Source organism: Nocardia brasiliensis NBRC 14402 (genome assembly GCF_000308475.2).
GTDB classification, from domain to species: domain Bacteria; phylum Actinomycetota; class Actinomycetes; order Mycobacteriales; family Mycobacteriaceae; genus Nocardia; species Nocardia brasiliensis.
In genome coordinates this window covers 134,366-149,297 of record NZ_BAFT02000110.1, presented here as the reverse complement: position 1 = coordinate 149,297, position 14,932 = coordinate 134,366, and the positions used below count along the sequence as shown (strand labels likewise).

At 67.6% G+C, this 14,932-nt stretch carries 12 protein-coding genes and 1 riboswitch; of the genes, 3 read left to right on the top strand and 9 right to left on the bottom strand.

Annotation, left to right across the window (positions count from 1 at the left end; genetic code table 11):
* Positions 1 to 17: 17 nt before the first annotated feature.
* Positions 18 to 200: riboswitch (cobalamin riboswitch) on the bottom strand.
* 159 nt (positions 201 to 359) lie between these two features.
* Together TY25_RS36885 and TY25_RS36880 are read right to left on the bottom strand one after the other, a co-directional pair.
* Positions 360 to 3,380, bottom strand: a complete 3,021-nt coding sequence (locus tag TY25_RS36885; protein WP_042264823.1) for an alpha-mannosidase — start codon at positions 3,378 to 3,380, stop codon at positions 360 to 362.
* 183 nt (positions 3,381 to 3,563) lie between these two features.
* Positions 3,564 to 5,012 carry an FAD-binding oxidoreductase gene (locus tag TY25_RS36880; protein WP_201773748.1) on the bottom strand — a complete coding sequence of 483 codons (1,449 nt, stop codon included), beginning with the start codon at positions 5,010 to 5,012 and terminating at the stop codon, positions 3,564 to 3,566.
* 110 nt (positions 5,013 to 5,122) lie between these two features.
* Between TY25_RS36880 and TY25_RS36875 the strand changes: the two genes are divergently transcribed.
* Complete coding sequence (locus TY25_RS36875; protein WP_042264357.1) at positions 5,123 to 5,767, top strand: TetR-like C-terminal domain-containing protein; 645 nt, start codon at positions 5,123 to 5,125, stop codon at positions 5,765 to 5,767.
* A 26-nt stretch (positions 5,768 to 5,793) separates the two neighbouring features.
* The gene (locus TY25_RS36870) at positions 5,794 to 6,477 is read left to right on the top strand and encodes an NAD(P)-dependent oxidoreductase (RefSeq protein WP_042264356.1); all 684 of its coding nucleotides are present in this window, start codon (positions 5,794 to 5,796) and stop codon (positions 6,475 to 6,477) included.
* Between the two features lie 33 nt (positions 6,478 to 6,510).
* On the opposite strand, the gene TY25_RS36865 is transcribed toward TY25_RS36870, so the two are convergent.
* On the bottom strand, positions 6,511 to 7,224 hold the full coding sequence (locus TY25_RS36865) for a response regulator transcription factor (RefSeq protein WP_081593917.1): 714 nt from the start codon (positions 7,222 to 7,224) through the stop codon (positions 6,511 to 6,513).
* A 675-nt stretch (positions 7,225 to 7,899) separates the two neighbouring features.
* Between TY25_RS36865 and TY25_RS36860 the strand changes: the two genes are divergently transcribed.
* Positions 7,900 to 8,631: a response regulator transcription factor gene (locus tag TY25_RS36860; protein ID WP_042264354.1), complete on the top strand. Its 732-nt coding sequence runs from the start codon at positions 7,900 to 7,902 to the stop codon at positions 8,629 to 8,631.
* 5 nt (positions 8,632 to 8,636) lie between these two features.
* Here TY25_RS36860 and TY25_RS36855 read toward each other — a convergent pair whose 3' ends face one another.
* From TY25_RS36855 to TY25_RS36830, 6 genes are read right to left on the bottom strand one after another with little or no spacing between them, the layout of a single operon-like run.
* Positions 8,637 to 9,068, bottom strand: a complete 432-nt coding sequence (locus TY25_RS36855; protein WP_042264352.1) for a nuclear transport factor 2 family protein — start codon at positions 9,066 to 9,068, stop codon at positions 8,637 to 8,639.
* Entirely contained in the window at positions 9,061 to 10,443 is a 1,383-nt protein-coding gene (locus tag TY25_RS36850; RefSeq protein WP_042264350.1) for an NDP-hexose 2,3-dehydratase family protein, read from the bottom strand. Before TY25_RS36850 ends, TY25_RS36855 begins: the two co-directional genes overlap by 8 nt.
* Positions 10,440 to 11,561, bottom strand: a complete 1,122-nt coding sequence (locus TY25_RS36845; RefSeq protein ID WP_042264348.1) for a DegT/DnrJ/EryC1/StrS family aminotransferase — start codon at positions 11,559 to 11,561, stop codon at positions 10,440 to 10,442. Before TY25_RS36845 ends, TY25_RS36850 begins: the two co-directional genes overlap by 4 nt.
* A gap of 58 nt (positions 11,562 to 11,619) precedes the next feature.
* Positions 11,620 to 12,489, bottom strand: a complete 870-nt coding sequence (rfbA, locus tag TY25_RS36840) for a glucose-1-phosphate thymidylyltransferase RfbA (RefSeq protein WP_042264817.1) — start codon at positions 12,487 to 12,489, stop codon at positions 11,620 to 11,622.
* 31 nt (positions 12,490 to 12,520) lie between these two features.
* Positions 12,521 to 13,432 (bottom strand): alpha/beta hydrolase, encoded by a 912-nt coding sequence (locus TY25_RS36835; protein ID WP_042264347.1) that lies wholly within the window; start codon positions 13,430 to 13,432, stop codon positions 12,521 to 12,523.
* Positions 13,429 to 14,931: an FAD-dependent monooxygenase gene (locus TY25_RS36830; protein ID WP_042264344.1), complete on the bottom strand. Its 1,503-nt coding sequence runs from the start codon at positions 14,929 to 14,931 to the stop codon at positions 13,429 to 13,431. Before TY25_RS36830 ends, TY25_RS36835 begins: the two co-directional genes overlap by 4 nt.
* Position 14,932 lies beyond the last annotated feature (1 nt).

The following is a 14,932-nucleotide window of genomic DNA, read 5'->3' as shown; positions in this document are numbered from 1 at the left end:
CCATCCTCGTGGTGTTCGTCCCTTACCGCGGCGCAGGTATCCTGGCTCCCGATTCGACGCGCACCGCCGGCCTTCCAACCTGGGCAGGTCGTGGCCATGAACTGGCGGTTTACTCCTCGGTGACAGTTGCGGGACAGCCCCGGATTCGCACCGGTGTTCCCTACGCCGATCAGAACGTTACAAGGCCCCGGCTTCGAAACCACACCTTCACCTCGGGTTTCGCCGCCACTCGGCGAGTTCGGCTTCCCTGATAAATAATTTGGGGTTACCGTAGACAGTGCCGGAGCGTGTACCGGCAGCCACGATGGCCCCGCGCCGCTACACCCCGGCGCGGGGCCACCCCGGAGCCTGCCCGCGGCCTACGCCGCGGGGCGTGGGAAACGAAGCGTGACGAGCTGGAAAGGCCGCAGCCGCACGCGAACTCCGCCGGCTTCCGCGCGCACCGGGACTTCGCCGGACAGCGGTCGTTCCAGCAGATCGCACACCTGCTGACCCGTGGTGTCGAAATCCGGGGTGACCAGTGCGGTGGCACGACCGCCGTGCGCTTCGTAGAGGCGAAGGACGACATCGCCGCTGCCGTCGTCGGCGAGTTTGACCGCGCTGGTCACGACCGCGTCGTTGTCGACGGTGAACAGGGGCGCGACCGGGTCGGCGACGCCGGCGGTCGGCCGGGCGAGGTTGATCCGATAGCCCGCGGCGACCGCGTCCCCGATCGAGGCGCCCGGCAACAGGGCGTGCCGGAAGTCGTGCGTGCCGTGATCGGTCTCCGGATCGGGGAACCGCGGTGCGCGCAACAGCGAGGCCCGCACCGTTGTGGTCGTTCCGCCGTCGGGCCGGACCGTCCGGGTGACGTCGTGGCCGTAGGTGGAATCGTTGACCAGCCCGACACCCCAACCGGGTTCGGCGAAGTGCACGAAACGATGATTGCAGGCTTCGAACTTCGCGTATTCCCAACTGGTATTCGTGTGCGTGGGCCGGTACAGATGCCCGAACTGGGTCTCGGACGCGTAGCGGTCGGCGTGGATGTCCAGGGGAAAGGCCAGTTTGAGGAACTTCTCGGTCTCGTACCAGTCGACGCGGGTGTCGATATCGAGACTGCGCGCGCCCGCGCGCAGCGTGAGCGCCTGCTCGATCTTGGACGAACCGAACGAGCGGCCCACCCGCACCACCGCATCGATCGGCGAATCCGTCTGCGCCACCACGAAATCCGCGTCGGTGAGATCGGTGACCCGGTTCCGGTAGAACAGATCGACATCCCAGGCGTCCCACGAGTTGGGCAGATCCGGATGCAGCTGCAGCAGGTTCGCGGGACTTTGCGGCGGCAGCGTCTCGCGCTGCTGGACGAGGTCGAACACCGACACCACGAGACCGCGCGCGTCGATCTCCACCCGCAGCAGGGCGTTGTCGAGCACGAACCCGCCGCCGGCCCGCTCGACCACCGTGCACGGCGCCTCCGGCTGTTGCGGTCCGGCGCCACCGGCGGGCACCGCGCGCCAGGCGTGCGGGGCGGGGTTGAAGACATTCGGTCCCGCCTGATCGCCGCCGAGCTGCCGGTGCGCTTGATCGATGAGCGCGGTCAGCTCCGCGGTCACCGCCGCGTGCGTGCGCTCCGCCTCCCGATGCACCCAGGCGATCGACGAGCCGGGCAGTATGTCGTGGAACTGGTGCAGCAGCACCGTCTTCCAGAGCCGGTCCAGCGCGTCGTACGGATACTCGGCGCGCTTGCGCACCGTCGCCGTCGCGGCCCACAGCTCGGCCTCGCGCAGCAGATGTTCGTTGCGCCGGTTGCCCTGCTTGGTCTTCGCCTGACTGGTGAGGGTGGCACGGTGCAGCTCGAGGTACAGCTCCCCCACCCACACCGGCGGATTCCGGTACTCCGCCTCGGCCCGCGCGAAGAAGTCGGCGGGCTTGTCCCAGACCACCTTCGGCGAACCTTCCAGATCCTTCATCCGGGCCGCCTTGGCGATCATCTCGCGCGTCGTCCCGCCGCCGCCGTCACCCCAGCCGGTCGGCGCGAGCGACATCGACGCCCGGCCCTTGTCCTTGAAATTCCTTGCGGCGTGCGCGATCTCGCGCCCGGCCATGGAGCAGTTGTAGGTGTCGACGGGCGGGAAGTGGGTGAAGATACGGGTGCCGTCGATGCCTTCCCACAGGAAGGTGTGATGCGGGAACTTGTTGATCTGACTCCACGAAATCTTCTGCGTCAGCAGCCATTTCGATCCGGCCGCCCTGATGATCTGCGGCAGCCCGGCCGCGAAACCGAAGGTGTCCGGCAACCACGCCTCTTCGTTCTCGATCCCGAACTCCGCCAGGAAGAACCGTTTTCCGTGCACGAACTGGCGCGCCATCGCCTCGGAGCCCGGCATGTTGGTATCCGCCTCGACCCACATCCCGCCCGCGGGCACGAACCGCCCTTCGGCCACGGCCGCTTTGACTTTCGCATAGACCTCGGGGCGTTGCTGTTTGACGAAGTCGTACTGCGCCGCCTGCGACATGGTGTAGACGAACTCGGGGTCCTCGGCCAGCAGCGCCGTCATGTTCGCGGTGGTGCGAGCCACCTTGCGGACGGTCTCGCGCAGCGGCCAGAGCCACGCCGAGTCGATATGCGCGTGCCCCACCGCCGAGATTCGATGGGCCGACGCAATCGCGGGCTGCGCCAGCGCCTCGGCCAGGCAGGCGCGCGCCGCGGCCGCGGTGGCGGGCACGTCCTGCAGATCGATGGCGTCCAGCGCGCGCTCGATCGCGCGCACGATGTCGTAGCGGCGGGCGGGATCCTCGGGCATCTCGTGCATCAGTTCGCCGAGCACCTCGAGGTCCTGCACCAGGTGCCAGACGTCGTCGTGGAAGACCGCGAGATCCATTCGGCCGAGCCGGTATTGCGGCTCGGTGCCCGCGGTCGACTTGTCGCCCAGCGGCGTCGGCGCGAAGAACGGGATGATCGGGTTCGACGCCGCTTCGACATGCAGCAGCACGTGCTCGCCGCCCACCGCGGGAGACCCCACCCGCACCCACTGGTTGCGCGGCTGCAGCCCCTTCACCGGCGACCCGTCGGGCAGATAGACCAGGCCCTCGCACTGGAAGCCGGGCATGTTCCGGTCGAAGCCGAGGTCGATGATCGCCTCGACGGTCTTACCCGCCCACGCCGCCGGCACGGTGCCCTCGACAGTGAGCCAGCTGGTGCCCCACGGCGCACCCCAGGCCGCGCCCGGCGCGGTGGGCGTCCGCGGCGCGGCCAGCCCCTCGGCCACCGGTACCGGCTCGTCCGGTGCGACCCAGATGGACACCTGCATCGGCACCGATTCGCCGTAGATCGCGGGTGTGATCCGTTCGCCGAGTACTCGCCCGAGGCGATCTTCGATCAATCGACGGTCGTCGTGCATGGCGGTGGCTCCCATCGGATCAGGCGCTGATCATCGATCTGCCCCATTCTCCGTGATGGTGCTGTGCCCGCCGGGAATTCCCGGGAAACGGCGGTTCGGCGGCGCGGGGCAGGCCGGACCGGCACACCGGTCCGGGGCCGCCCCGGCGCGCCGCCCCACCGGGACGGAAATGCCGTCGGTGATTCAGCGGCCGGACTTCGGGTCGAGGACCGGGAAGTTGCTGCGGAACACACCGTGCGGGTCCGTGCTGCGCTTGATATCGCGCAGCCGGGCCAGCGTGTCGGGAGTGAAGGCGTCCGCGGCGGTCTGACCGGGACCCAGCAGGGTCAGCGGCGTCCGACGGCTGCGCGACGAACCGAGGGCGGTGAGGTAGTCCGCCATCCGAGTCTCGTTGGCGGCGGCCATATCCGGCGTGACCTCGGGTGCGATCAGGCCGATGTAGTACGGGGCGGCGACGGCGCCGGCCGGAGTGTCGGACGCGCGGGCGAGGCGACCGCCGAGGTGGCGTACCTGCACCGCGGCGACCGGCGCCATCGGCTTGCCCAGCAGGCCCGCGACGTCCGCGTCGGTGAGCCCGTTCAGCAGTTCGATCTGCGAGCGGATCGGACTGGGCTCGGCGGGTTCACCGGTGATGGTGCCCAATTCGGCGATCGGCAGCACTCTGCGGGTATCGCGCATCTTGCCGTCGATACCGTCGAACGGACGCAGCAGCGCCTGCCCGGCCGCCTCGTCACCGAGATAGGTGACGTCGAGGCCGACCATCGGTGGGGCGCCGTCGAATTGGAGCAGACTCCACCAGAGCGTCAGCTCGTCCGGAGCCGTCGCCGTCACCTCGCGGAAGGCGGCCATCACCTGCGGCGCCCGGTCGGCGGACCACAGCACCTTGCCGCCGTACAGGGCGGGGGCCGGGTGCAACCCGAACTCGATCGTGGTGACCAGCGCGTAGTCGCCGCCACCACCGCGCAGAGCCCAGAACAGATCCGGCTCCGTCGCGGCCGTCACCCGCCGGGTGCGTCCGTCTGCGTCGATGATCTCGAACGCGGTGACGCTGTCGGCGGCCCAGCCGAATTTGCGTGCGAACCAGCTCAATCCACCGCCGAGGGTGTACCCGGTGATACCGACGCCCGGCGCGCTGCCCGCCACCCCGGTCAATCCGTGCGAGCTCGCGATCTCCTGCACCTGTCCCCAGGAGACGCCGGCGCCGACCCGGGCGGTGCGCGCGACCGGATCGACGCGGATCTCGTTCAGCCGCTTGGTGCGTACCAGAATCGTTCCGTTCACCGCCGGCGAGGGATTGTGCCCGTTCGGCTGGACTGCCAAAGTACTGCCAGCATCTTTGGCATACCGCACCAGCGCGGTGGCATCCTCGGCGTCGGCGAGTTCGACGACGGCGCGCACCGACTGGTCGACCGTCAGATTCCACGGCTTACGAGCGAGGTCGAACCCCTCGTCGCCGGGCAGCAGCACCCGCCCGCGCACGGCGGATCGCAGCTTCGAATCATCACCGGGGGCAGCCTCCGTACCGGACCCGTCGGTCGTGCACGCCGCCACCGCGAGCCCGCTGCCGACCACCAGCAAGCGGCGGCGGCTCAGCTCGAACGACCCACCCTTACCGTCCTGACCTGCACTCATTCCATTCCTTCCACGAGGTTCATTACGAAACGATACGCACTCGTTTCATAATTGGAGATGCGATACAGAACACGCTTGTTTCGTAACTCCCGCACCGCTACGCTGTCGGTGTGTCGACACAACAGAGCGGCGAACCCAAGGCGAAACCCGGTGGTAGGCCCCGGGATCCGGATCGCGATCGCGCGCTGCTGGCCGCCGTCAGCGAGATCTTGCCCGAGGTCGGCTACGACCGGCTGACCATGGACGCCGTCGCGGCCCGGGCCGGCGCGGGCCGGGCCACCGTGTATCGACGCTGGAAGGACAAGTCGGAACTGGTCCGCGACGCGATCCAGGCGCTGAGCTGGGACGAGCCGCTGCCCGACACCGGCAGCCTGCGTTCGGATCTGATCGCCGTGGGCGCCATGTATCTCGACCCGAGCAGTCAACGGGATTCGATCCTGTCCGCGATCGCATCGGCGATCAAACGCGATCAGCAACTGCGCGAAACCGTCGAACGCGTCATCTCGCAACCGCGCCGGGCGGCCTATGCCGCCATCGTGCATCGGGCGTGTGAACGCGGTGAGATCGCGGCGGGAGCCGATACCGAACTCATCGCCGATGTCGTGCCCGCGATGATCTTCTATCGCCTGCTCGACAAGGAAGAACCAATGGAGGGCGCATATTTCGAGCGGGTGATCGATTCCCTGGTCATCCCATTGCTCACGGGATATGCGGGCGCGCGCCCGCTTGGCGCGACCGAGAAAACTGACAATTAGCTGTATCAGCCGGTGGGAGAAGCAAGATGAGGTTTGTTGTATTCGGTGCCAGCGGGCCGACCGGACTACAGGTCATCCAGCAGGCAATCGACAAGGGGTATGAAGTGACCGCCGCGGTCCGCCGTCCCGGCGAATTCCCGCTCACCGCACCGAATTTGCGAGTCGTCCAGGTGGACGCACTCGACGCCGAATCGGTGAAGAACGCGGTGGCCGGCCAGGATGCGGTGATCTCCATTCTCGGCGGTAAATACACGATGAAGCCGGTATCGATATTCTCCGAAGGCCTGGGAAATATCTTGCCCGCCATGCGGACCCATGGTGTCCGCCGCCTGGTGTGCGTCAGTTCCGTCTGCGTCGCGGGTAAGGCCGCGCCGGGTGAGACGTTCCTGTTCCGCACGGTCCTGCTGCCCATCCTGCTCACCCTGGGCCGCACCGCCTACTTCGACATGGGCCGCATGGAGGACCTCGTCAAGAACAGCGGCCTGGACTGGACGATCGTGCGCGCCTCGGGCCTGTTCGACGCCGACCGGGTCACCGATTACACGATCGGCCCGTCGGGCATCCCCGGCCGCTACACCGCACGCGCCGACCTGGCGGACGCGCTGTTGCGCGAGGTGATGGAGAACCGGCACGTCAAAGCGTCGGTCGACGTGGTCACCACCGAGGGCGTCCCACGACTGACCGACAGCTTCAAGCGCGGGCAGAAGTAACCACCCCCGATGACCCGGCGAGGCAGCGCGCCGTCAGCCCGTATCGACCATCGGGTGGTGCGCTGCGGGGTAGGCGTCACTGACGAGTTTGAAGCCGACACCGCGCACCGAGATGATCCACTCGCTGGCGCCGAGCTTGGCGCGCAGGCTGCTGACGTGTGTATCGGCGGTGCGGCGCGACCAGTTGTGACCCCACACCGCGCGCATGATCTCAGCCCGCGGCACCACCCGCCCGCTGTTCTCCGCCAGCAGGACCAGCAGGTCGAACTCCTTGCGGGTGAGCGCGATCCGGCGGCCGAACACGGTGACCTCGCGGGCCAGCGCGTCGATGCGCAGCGGTCCGTGCTCGAGCGCGGGTTCGGCCCGGCGCACCCGGGCCGACCGGCGCCACATCAGCGCCTCGACCCGGGCCGCGAGTTCACGGAAGTGATAGGGCTTGGCGATGTAGTCGTCCGCCCCGGCCTGCAATGCGAGCACGCAATCCAGTTCCGACTTCCGTTCCGCGGTGACGATTATCGGTACGCCGCACTCGGCGACACTCCGGCATACATAAAGACCATCCATATCCGGCAGTTCGAGACTCACGATAACCAGGTCATAAGCGGTGCACGCGTCCACCGCCGCCAGACCGGAATCGGCCTCCGCAACTTCGTAGCCATGCCGGGTCATATATTTGGCAAGTTCCGCCCGCGATGCCGGGTTACCGTCGACAATCAGGATTCGTTGCCCAACAGACCACCTCGTCATCGCGCCCGTACTTCGCTCACCCTGGTGAGTAATCGGACCCTGTGTCGACTTCCGTTGTCCGGACTGCACGTCGAAATACCCCCCAAACTTTCCCGCATTGGAGCACGGCGACCGATAAAAACGCGCCCCACCTGGGACGCCCGTCGGACCGGAGGTCGCCGTCCGACGGCAAGGCCGACAGTACCACAGGGGTTAGGTCCGAGCCTGACCACGAAAGTGTGGGCACCACTACGAGTTACGCGGGCTGACAAGTTTAGTTCGTATTGTTCGAAAGCTGGACCAATAGCTTGTCATCTACTATCCGCGACGCGCGGGAATCCTGCGTGTATATCGACATACGTTGTGTCACATGACAATACGAAGCCCTCGGATCATCCCATCTGATAGGATCTCCGGGCATCGTAGAACGAACGGAGGCACTGCTAAATCAACACTGCCACAACGTAATTCAACCTTTCACCAGCCTACCCCAGCCCAGCTGCCCAGCGTCGAGCGGCCCGGCTATCGCGTATCACATTCCGGCCACGGAGCACGCGGCGTGCCACCCGGCCAGGAAAGGCCCGCGCGACAAGTAATTCCACAAGAACTGTGCAGCCGAGCCCGACGGCGCGTTCGTCGGAGCAATGCGCGCACCCACCGCAATCTGCAGTACGAGCTGTGATGTATCGGGGGATTATGGAGCTACAAAGTTTCGACGCCGACCGGTCGGCGAACTATCACATTCTCTTGGTGGAAAGCAATGAGGCAGAACGGCGGTCGCTGACCGAGCGACTGGTTCGGCACGGTTACACGGTGACCGCGGTCGATACTGCGGGCAGCGCGCTGGAGTGTTACCACAATGCCGATCTGGTGCTGCTCGACGTCGATCTGTCCGATCTCGACGGCATCGAGGTCTGCCGCGCCATCCGGGATACCAGCGCCGTCCCGATCATCATCGTGACCGCCCGGGATTCGGTCCTGGATCGCGTGCTCGGATTGCGTTCCGGCGCGGACGACTACATCACCAAACCCTACGGAGCGCGAGAATTGATCGCGCGGATCCAAGCGGTATTGCGCCGATTCGTGCCCGATGAATGTATGGCGCCCACGCCGGTCCCGGCGACCTCGATCCGGCACGGACCGCTGTCCGTCGACGCCGATGCCCGACGTGTCGAATTGGCCGGTGATCTCGTCAAGACCACGAGAAAGGAATTCGACCTGCTGTACCTGCTCGCCTCCAACCCGGGCAAGGTCATCGAGCGCAGCACGATCACCGAGGAGATCTGGGACGGCACGCTGTCGAGCCGGACCGTGGACACCCATATCAACAGCCTCCGCAAGAAGCTGGGCACGAGCGAGTGGATCGTCACCGTGCGCGGTATCGGTTTCCGCTTCATCGGACACCGATACGACGCACAGCACGCGTAGCCCGGCTACGGCACGCTCCATGCCGAGGTGAAGGTGAAGCGGCGCATCCGCCAACCCGCCGCGGTGCGCACCGCGGCGGCCGTGCCGAAGCCGCCGAACGAGGTGTGCCCCGCCGGGCCGGCGGCCGGGCCGATGTGCACCGCGGTGAGATGTGCCGTCACCGTGGCGGTGTCGCCGTCGCACACCACCCGGTGGTTGCCGCCGAGGTGGTGTGACCGTGGAAACTTCTCGTACGCCATGCGCTGGAACCCGCGCAGCTCGGCCATGCCGCGAAACGTGCCCTGTGGGAAGACGAGCTCGGCGTCGTCGGTGAACACCGCGCCGAGCCATGCGTCGTTGTCCCGGTCGAAGTCGAGGTGGTGCACGTAGCGGTCGAAGAGCTCGACCAGCTCGGCCTTGTCGAGGAATGCGTGCAGACGCTGTTGAACATCAACCATGGTGTGCGAAATCCTGATTCAGCGAAACGGCCCCGGCGTTCAGGCAGGACAGCAGCGTCCTGGCCTGCACGTTGAGGTAATGACCGTGGCCCGCGAGCCAATTCAACTGCGCGGGGGTGGCCCAGCAGTAGTTGCGCGGCACCTCCAGCGGCAGGTCCGCCTCGACGAACATGTAGCGGCTCTCCGCGTTGAGGAACCGTCCCCCCTCCTCGGAATGCACTACGTCGTAACGGATCTGGTCCGGTCCCGCGTCACGGACCACGTCCAGGAACGGCGGCCGCTGGTCCCAGTTGGCGGGCACGCACTGCACGGTCGGCGCCAGCTCGACCGTGTCGAGGAAGCCCGCCTCGACCTTCGCCTGCACCAGAAGATGTGGCAGACCGTCGATCCGGCGGAAAACGAAGGCCGCGATGCCTTGGCCGTGCGGCTCGAACAGCGGCTGGGTCCAGGAGGTGACCTCCCGGCTGCCCGCCTCCACCTCGACCGCGATGAGCCGGAAGAACCGGTCGTCCGCCCGGCCGATATGGGTTTCGCCCCGCTGCCAGCCGACGACGTCCGCCAGTGGCATCAGCGAGATCTCCACGTCGTGCCTGGCGCGCTCGACGGTGAACCACGACTGCAATTCGGCATCCGAACGCAGTGCGACAGCGCTGGTTCCGTTCATCGGAAAGGTCGCGATCACGGTGCGCGAGTCCATGTTCACCACGTTGTCGGCCTGCAGCAGCGCGCCGATCTGGCCGAGGGTCAGCCAGCAGAAGTCCGGATGCACCGTCACCTCATCGGTGGTCTCCACCAGCATGTTCCGGTTCGACTTGCGATAGAACCAGGCGCCGTGTTCGGACTGGAGCACGTCGGCGAGCACCCGCCCGGCGCCGAGATCGGTGAAGTAAGACAGGTATCGGACGTTGCTTCCGCGATGCACGCCGGTGTAATTGCTGCGAGTGGCCTGCACCGTCGGCGAGAGCTGGAGCAGATTCCGGTTGCCCGGCTCCATCTTTGCCTGCATGAGAAAGTGCAGCACGCCGTCGAATTCCTTGGCCAGGATGCCGAGTATCCCCACCTCGGGCTGCAGGATGATCGGCTGCTGCCAGGACCGTACCGCCCCCTCGTCCACCTGCACCGAGAGCCCCTCGACGCTGAAGAACTTCCCGGTGCGGTGCCGCATGTTCCCGGTGCCGGACTCGAAGGACCAGGCGTCCATCTCGCGAAACGGTATGCGGCGCACCTCGAATCGGTTCGCGGCCGCCCGCTCGGCCAGCCAGGCCGGAAAATCCGCCGTACGCAGCCACGCGCCCGCCTCGGTGGCCGCGGCCGACAACGCGAGCCGCTCCGACAGGTCCTCGTCGGAGCGGGTCCGGACGGAGCGCACGCTCACAGCCCCGCCACGACGGTGCGCAACACCTCGATGACGCGGTCCTGCTCCGCCTCGTTCAGCGCCGGATACATCGGCAGCGAGAAGATCTCCTGCGCGAGCGCCTCGGTGACCGGCAGTTGCCCGGCGCGCCAACCCAGATGCTCGAATCCGGTCATGGTGTGCACCGGCCAGGGGTAGCTGATGTTGAGCAGGATGTCGTGCTCGCGCATCGCCTCGATGATCGCGTCGCGCTTCGGGTGTCGCACGACGTAGACGTAGTAGACGTGGGTATTGCCGGGATTCGTGGCGGGCAGCAGCAATCCGTGTGAGTCGGCGAGATCACCGAGCCCCTGTTCGTACCGCCGCGCCACCGTGTTGCGGCCCGCGATGTAGTCGTCGAGCCGACCGAGCTTGCGACGCAGGATCTCGGCCTGCACCTCGTCGAGCCGGGAGTTGTGGCCCGGCGTGCGCATCACGTAATAGACCTTGTCCATGCCGTAGTAGCGCAGCTGCTGCAGATTTCGCTGAATGTTCGCGTCGGGGGTGACCACCGCACCACCGTCGCCGTAGGCGCCGAGCACCTTGGTCGGATAGAAGGAGAACGCCGCGGCGTCGGACATCGTGCCCGCCAGCTGCTCCCCCTGCCGGGAGCCGTGGGCCTGGGCACAGTCCTCCAGGATCTGCAGCCCGTGTTCGGCGGCCAGCCGCCGCAGCGGCGCCATGTCCACGCACTGACCGTAAAGATGGACGGGCACAATCGCTTTGGTGCGCGGCGTGATCGCGGCCGCGACCTGATCGGTGTCCATGAGGAAGTCCTCGGCCCGCACATCGACGAAAACCGGTGTGGCACCGGCACCGACGATCGCGACGACGGTGGGGGCAGCGGTGTTGGACACGGTGATCACCTCGTCGCCGGGTCCGACACCGAGGGCTTCCAGGCCGAGTTTCAGTGCGTTGGTGCCGTTGTCGACGCCGGTGCAGTGCGCGAGCCCGTGGTAGGCCGCGAATTCCCGCTCGAAACCGCGCACGCTCTCGCCGAGGATCAGCTGGCCCGATCCGAACACGGTCTGCACCGCGTCGAGGATGTCCTCCCGCTCCTTTTCGTACTCGGGCAGGTAGTCCCATACACGGGTGGTCATGTGTTTGCTCCCTTGATAGTTCGGGTGATCGGAACGGACATCGCGAGATCGGGCGCGCTCACACGGCGGCCGCGATGTCCATGACGTATTGGCCGTACGGCGATTTCGCGAGTTGCCTGCCGAGCCGGTGGCAGGACTCCTGGTCGATGAAGCCCATGCGCAGCGCGATCTCCTCGACGCAGGCGATCCGTACGCCTTGGCGGCGCTCCATGATCTCGACGTACTGACCCGCCTCCAGCAACGCCTCGTGGGTGCCCGCGTCGAGCCAGACGAAGCCACGGCCGAGCGGCACGAGGCGAGCCCGGTCCTGCGCCAGGAAGGTCCGGTTGACGTCGGTGATCTCCAATTCGCCGCGCGCGGAGGGTTGCAGATCCTTCGCGATCGCGACCACGTCGTTGTGATAGAAGTACAGCCCGGTGACCGCGAGATTCGACCGCGGCCGGGCCGGCTTCTCCACCAGGTCGAGCAGGCGGCCGTCGGCGTCCACCTCGGCGACCCCGTAGCGTTGCGGGTCGAGCACCGGATAGCCGAACAGGACGCAGCCGTCGACATCGTGGCTGCTCTGCTGTAGCACCTCGACGAAGCCCGGACCGTGAAAAATGTTGTCCCCCAGCACCAATGCCACCGGTTCGTTACCGATGTGCCGTTCGGAGACCAGGAACGCGTCCGCGAGCCCGCGCGGCTTGTCCTGCTCGGCGTAGGTCAGGCACAATCCGAGCGCCGACCCGTCGCCCAGCAGCTGCTGGAAGCGCGGCAGATCGTCCGGGGTGGCGATGATCTCGATATCGGTGATGCCGGCGAGCATCAGCACCGACAGCGGGTAGTAGATCATCGGCTTGTCGTAGACCGGTAGCAGCTGCTTCGACACCGCCAGGGTGACCGGTTGCAGCCGGGTGCCGCTGCCACCGGCGAGGATTATCCCCTTCACGGCCATCTCCTTCAGGATCGCTTGTGCGGCTTCATAGTTCGGAAGATGTCGCCTGCATCGCGCGGTCGGCTTCCGGCGCACCGGCAGGGTGCAGGCAGTCCTCCAGGAAGCCGAGTGCGCGCAGGTGGTAGGAGCGGGCGGCCCAGCTCAGGCTGATGTTGTGACCCGCTCCGGATTGCCGCTCCACCGCCACACTCGGCGCGCCGGTGAAGCGAGCGGCCATATCCCGCAACGTATTCGGGTCGTGCCGCCACAGCGCCTCGTGTTCGGCGAAGGTGCACCGGACCGGCACCGCGACCCGGGCCGCCAGGCGCGCGAACACCACCGGCCAGCGGGCCGCCTCGACCAGTTCCAGCGTGGGCGTCGGCGCGACGACGGTCGAGCTGGTCCGGAAGGTCGCGGGCGGGTACAGCCGCGGCGGCCCCCAGCCCCGCAGCGCCCGCCTGCGCGCGTCACCGAGCTGGAACAGGCGCGAGGCGTACCGATGGCCGCAGCCGGAGAGGTCCACCCCGAGCAGCCGGGCCGAGCCGAACGTCTCGGTGGCGAGGCGCAGCGCGACCATGCCGCCGAAGGAATGCGCGAGCAGGAAGAAGCCGGCGCCGATGTCGTGCTCGGCCGCGAATCCGGTGAGCGCGTGCCGCAATGTGCGCGCCTGCGCCGCCTGTGTCTGTCCGTCGGGCAGTTGCGCGGTGGACCGCCCGTAGCCCGGCCGGTCCACCGCGAGCACCGAATAGCCGAGGCGCGCACCGAGGGTCAGCAGCGACACCTCCGCCGCCGCCTGCCCGTCGAAATAGCTCGCGTTCATCCCGGCCCCGTGCAGCGCCACGATCGTCGCGCGTGGAGCTTCGTCGGGCCGATTCAGCAAGGCGGACAAGCTGATTCCGGCACCGTTCAGCAGTACCGAACGGACGCCGGTGGAACGCGCGAGCGCCGCCGTGGTCACCGCTGCGCCTCGGCGGCCACGCTGCGGGACACGGCGTCCGCCGGACCGAACCAGCGGCGCAGGGCCGCGGTCAACGCCGTACGGTCGCGCCGCTCGGCGGCCGCCCACGCCACATAGCCGTCGGGGCGGATCAGTACGGCTGTCACGTCTTCGAGGCCGCGACGCTCCGATAGTTCGGCCTCGACGACGGTGACCCGGTCCCGCCAGGGATCGGCCGCGGCTTGCAACGCACCGTCGGCGGCCAGGTCCAGCAGCACACCGCGGGCCGGATGCAGCAGTTCGGTGGTCGTGGTCGCGCCGGCTGCGGTACGCAGCGGCCGGGGTGGAATCCGCCTGCCCTGCAACGGATGTGCCGCGGGATCGGGCGAATACCGGATGTCGAGCCCGCTCACCGTGCCCGCGAGGTAGCGCTTGGTGTCGTCGTAGGCGATCAACTCCGTGAACAGCTCGCGCAGCGGATCCGCCTCGGCGCCGGTGATGTAGAGCATCCCCTGTACCCGGGTGTTGTCCAGCAGCCTGGCACCGACCGGATGACGTTCCGCGTGATAGGTATCGAGCAGTTCCGGCCCGGCCGAACCACGCACCACGGCACCGAGTTTCCACCCGAGGTTGGCCGCGTCCTGGACGCCGGTGCTCAGCCCCTGACCACCGGCCGGAAGATGGATATGCGCCGCGTCGCCCGCCAGGAACACCCGGCCTCTGCGGTATTCCGATGCCTGGCGGGTGGCGTCGGAGAACGAGCTGGCCCAGTCCGCGCGACCGTGGGCGATCGAGTCCCCGGTGATCCGTTCCCAGGCCGCGGCCAGTTCGGCGAAGCCGATCTCGGTTCCGCGCTGCACCACGGGTGTTTCGTGCTCGCAGACCACGACCCGGTCGACACCGGGCGCCAGTGGCATGGCCATGATCATGCCGCCGGGGAGCCGTTCACCGAACGGCCGCGGCGCGATGTCACAGCCGACCACATCGGCCAGATACATACCGAGAGTGCCTGCGGTGCCGGGAAACTCGAAGCCTGCGAGCTTGCGCACGACGCTGTGCCCGCCGTCGCAGCCGACCAGATAGTGCGCGCGCAAGGTCTTTTCGTCGCCGGCGACTTCGGCTGCGACCGAGACTCCCGCGCCGTCGTCGTGCAGCCCGCGCACCGTCCAGCCGCGCCGGACGTCCGCGCCCAGCTCGCCGGCCCACCGTTCCAGCGCCGCCTCGGTCTGCGATTGCGGCACACCGCGCGCGCCGAAATGACAGTCCTCGAGCACCGTGTAGTCGAACAGCAGCCCGCCGAAGTGACCCATCGGGCTCTGCTCCAACCCGCCGACGGCCGCGAGCAGGCCCCGCTGATCGAAGGTCTCCATCGCGCGGGCGGTGAAGCCGAGGCCGCGGGACTGCCCCGTCGGTTCCGGCAGTTGTTCCAGCACCACGACTTCGGCGCCGGCCAGCCGCAATTCGCCGGCGAGCAGCAGGCCGGTCGGCCCGGCGCCCACCACAATCACATCGGTGTCCACG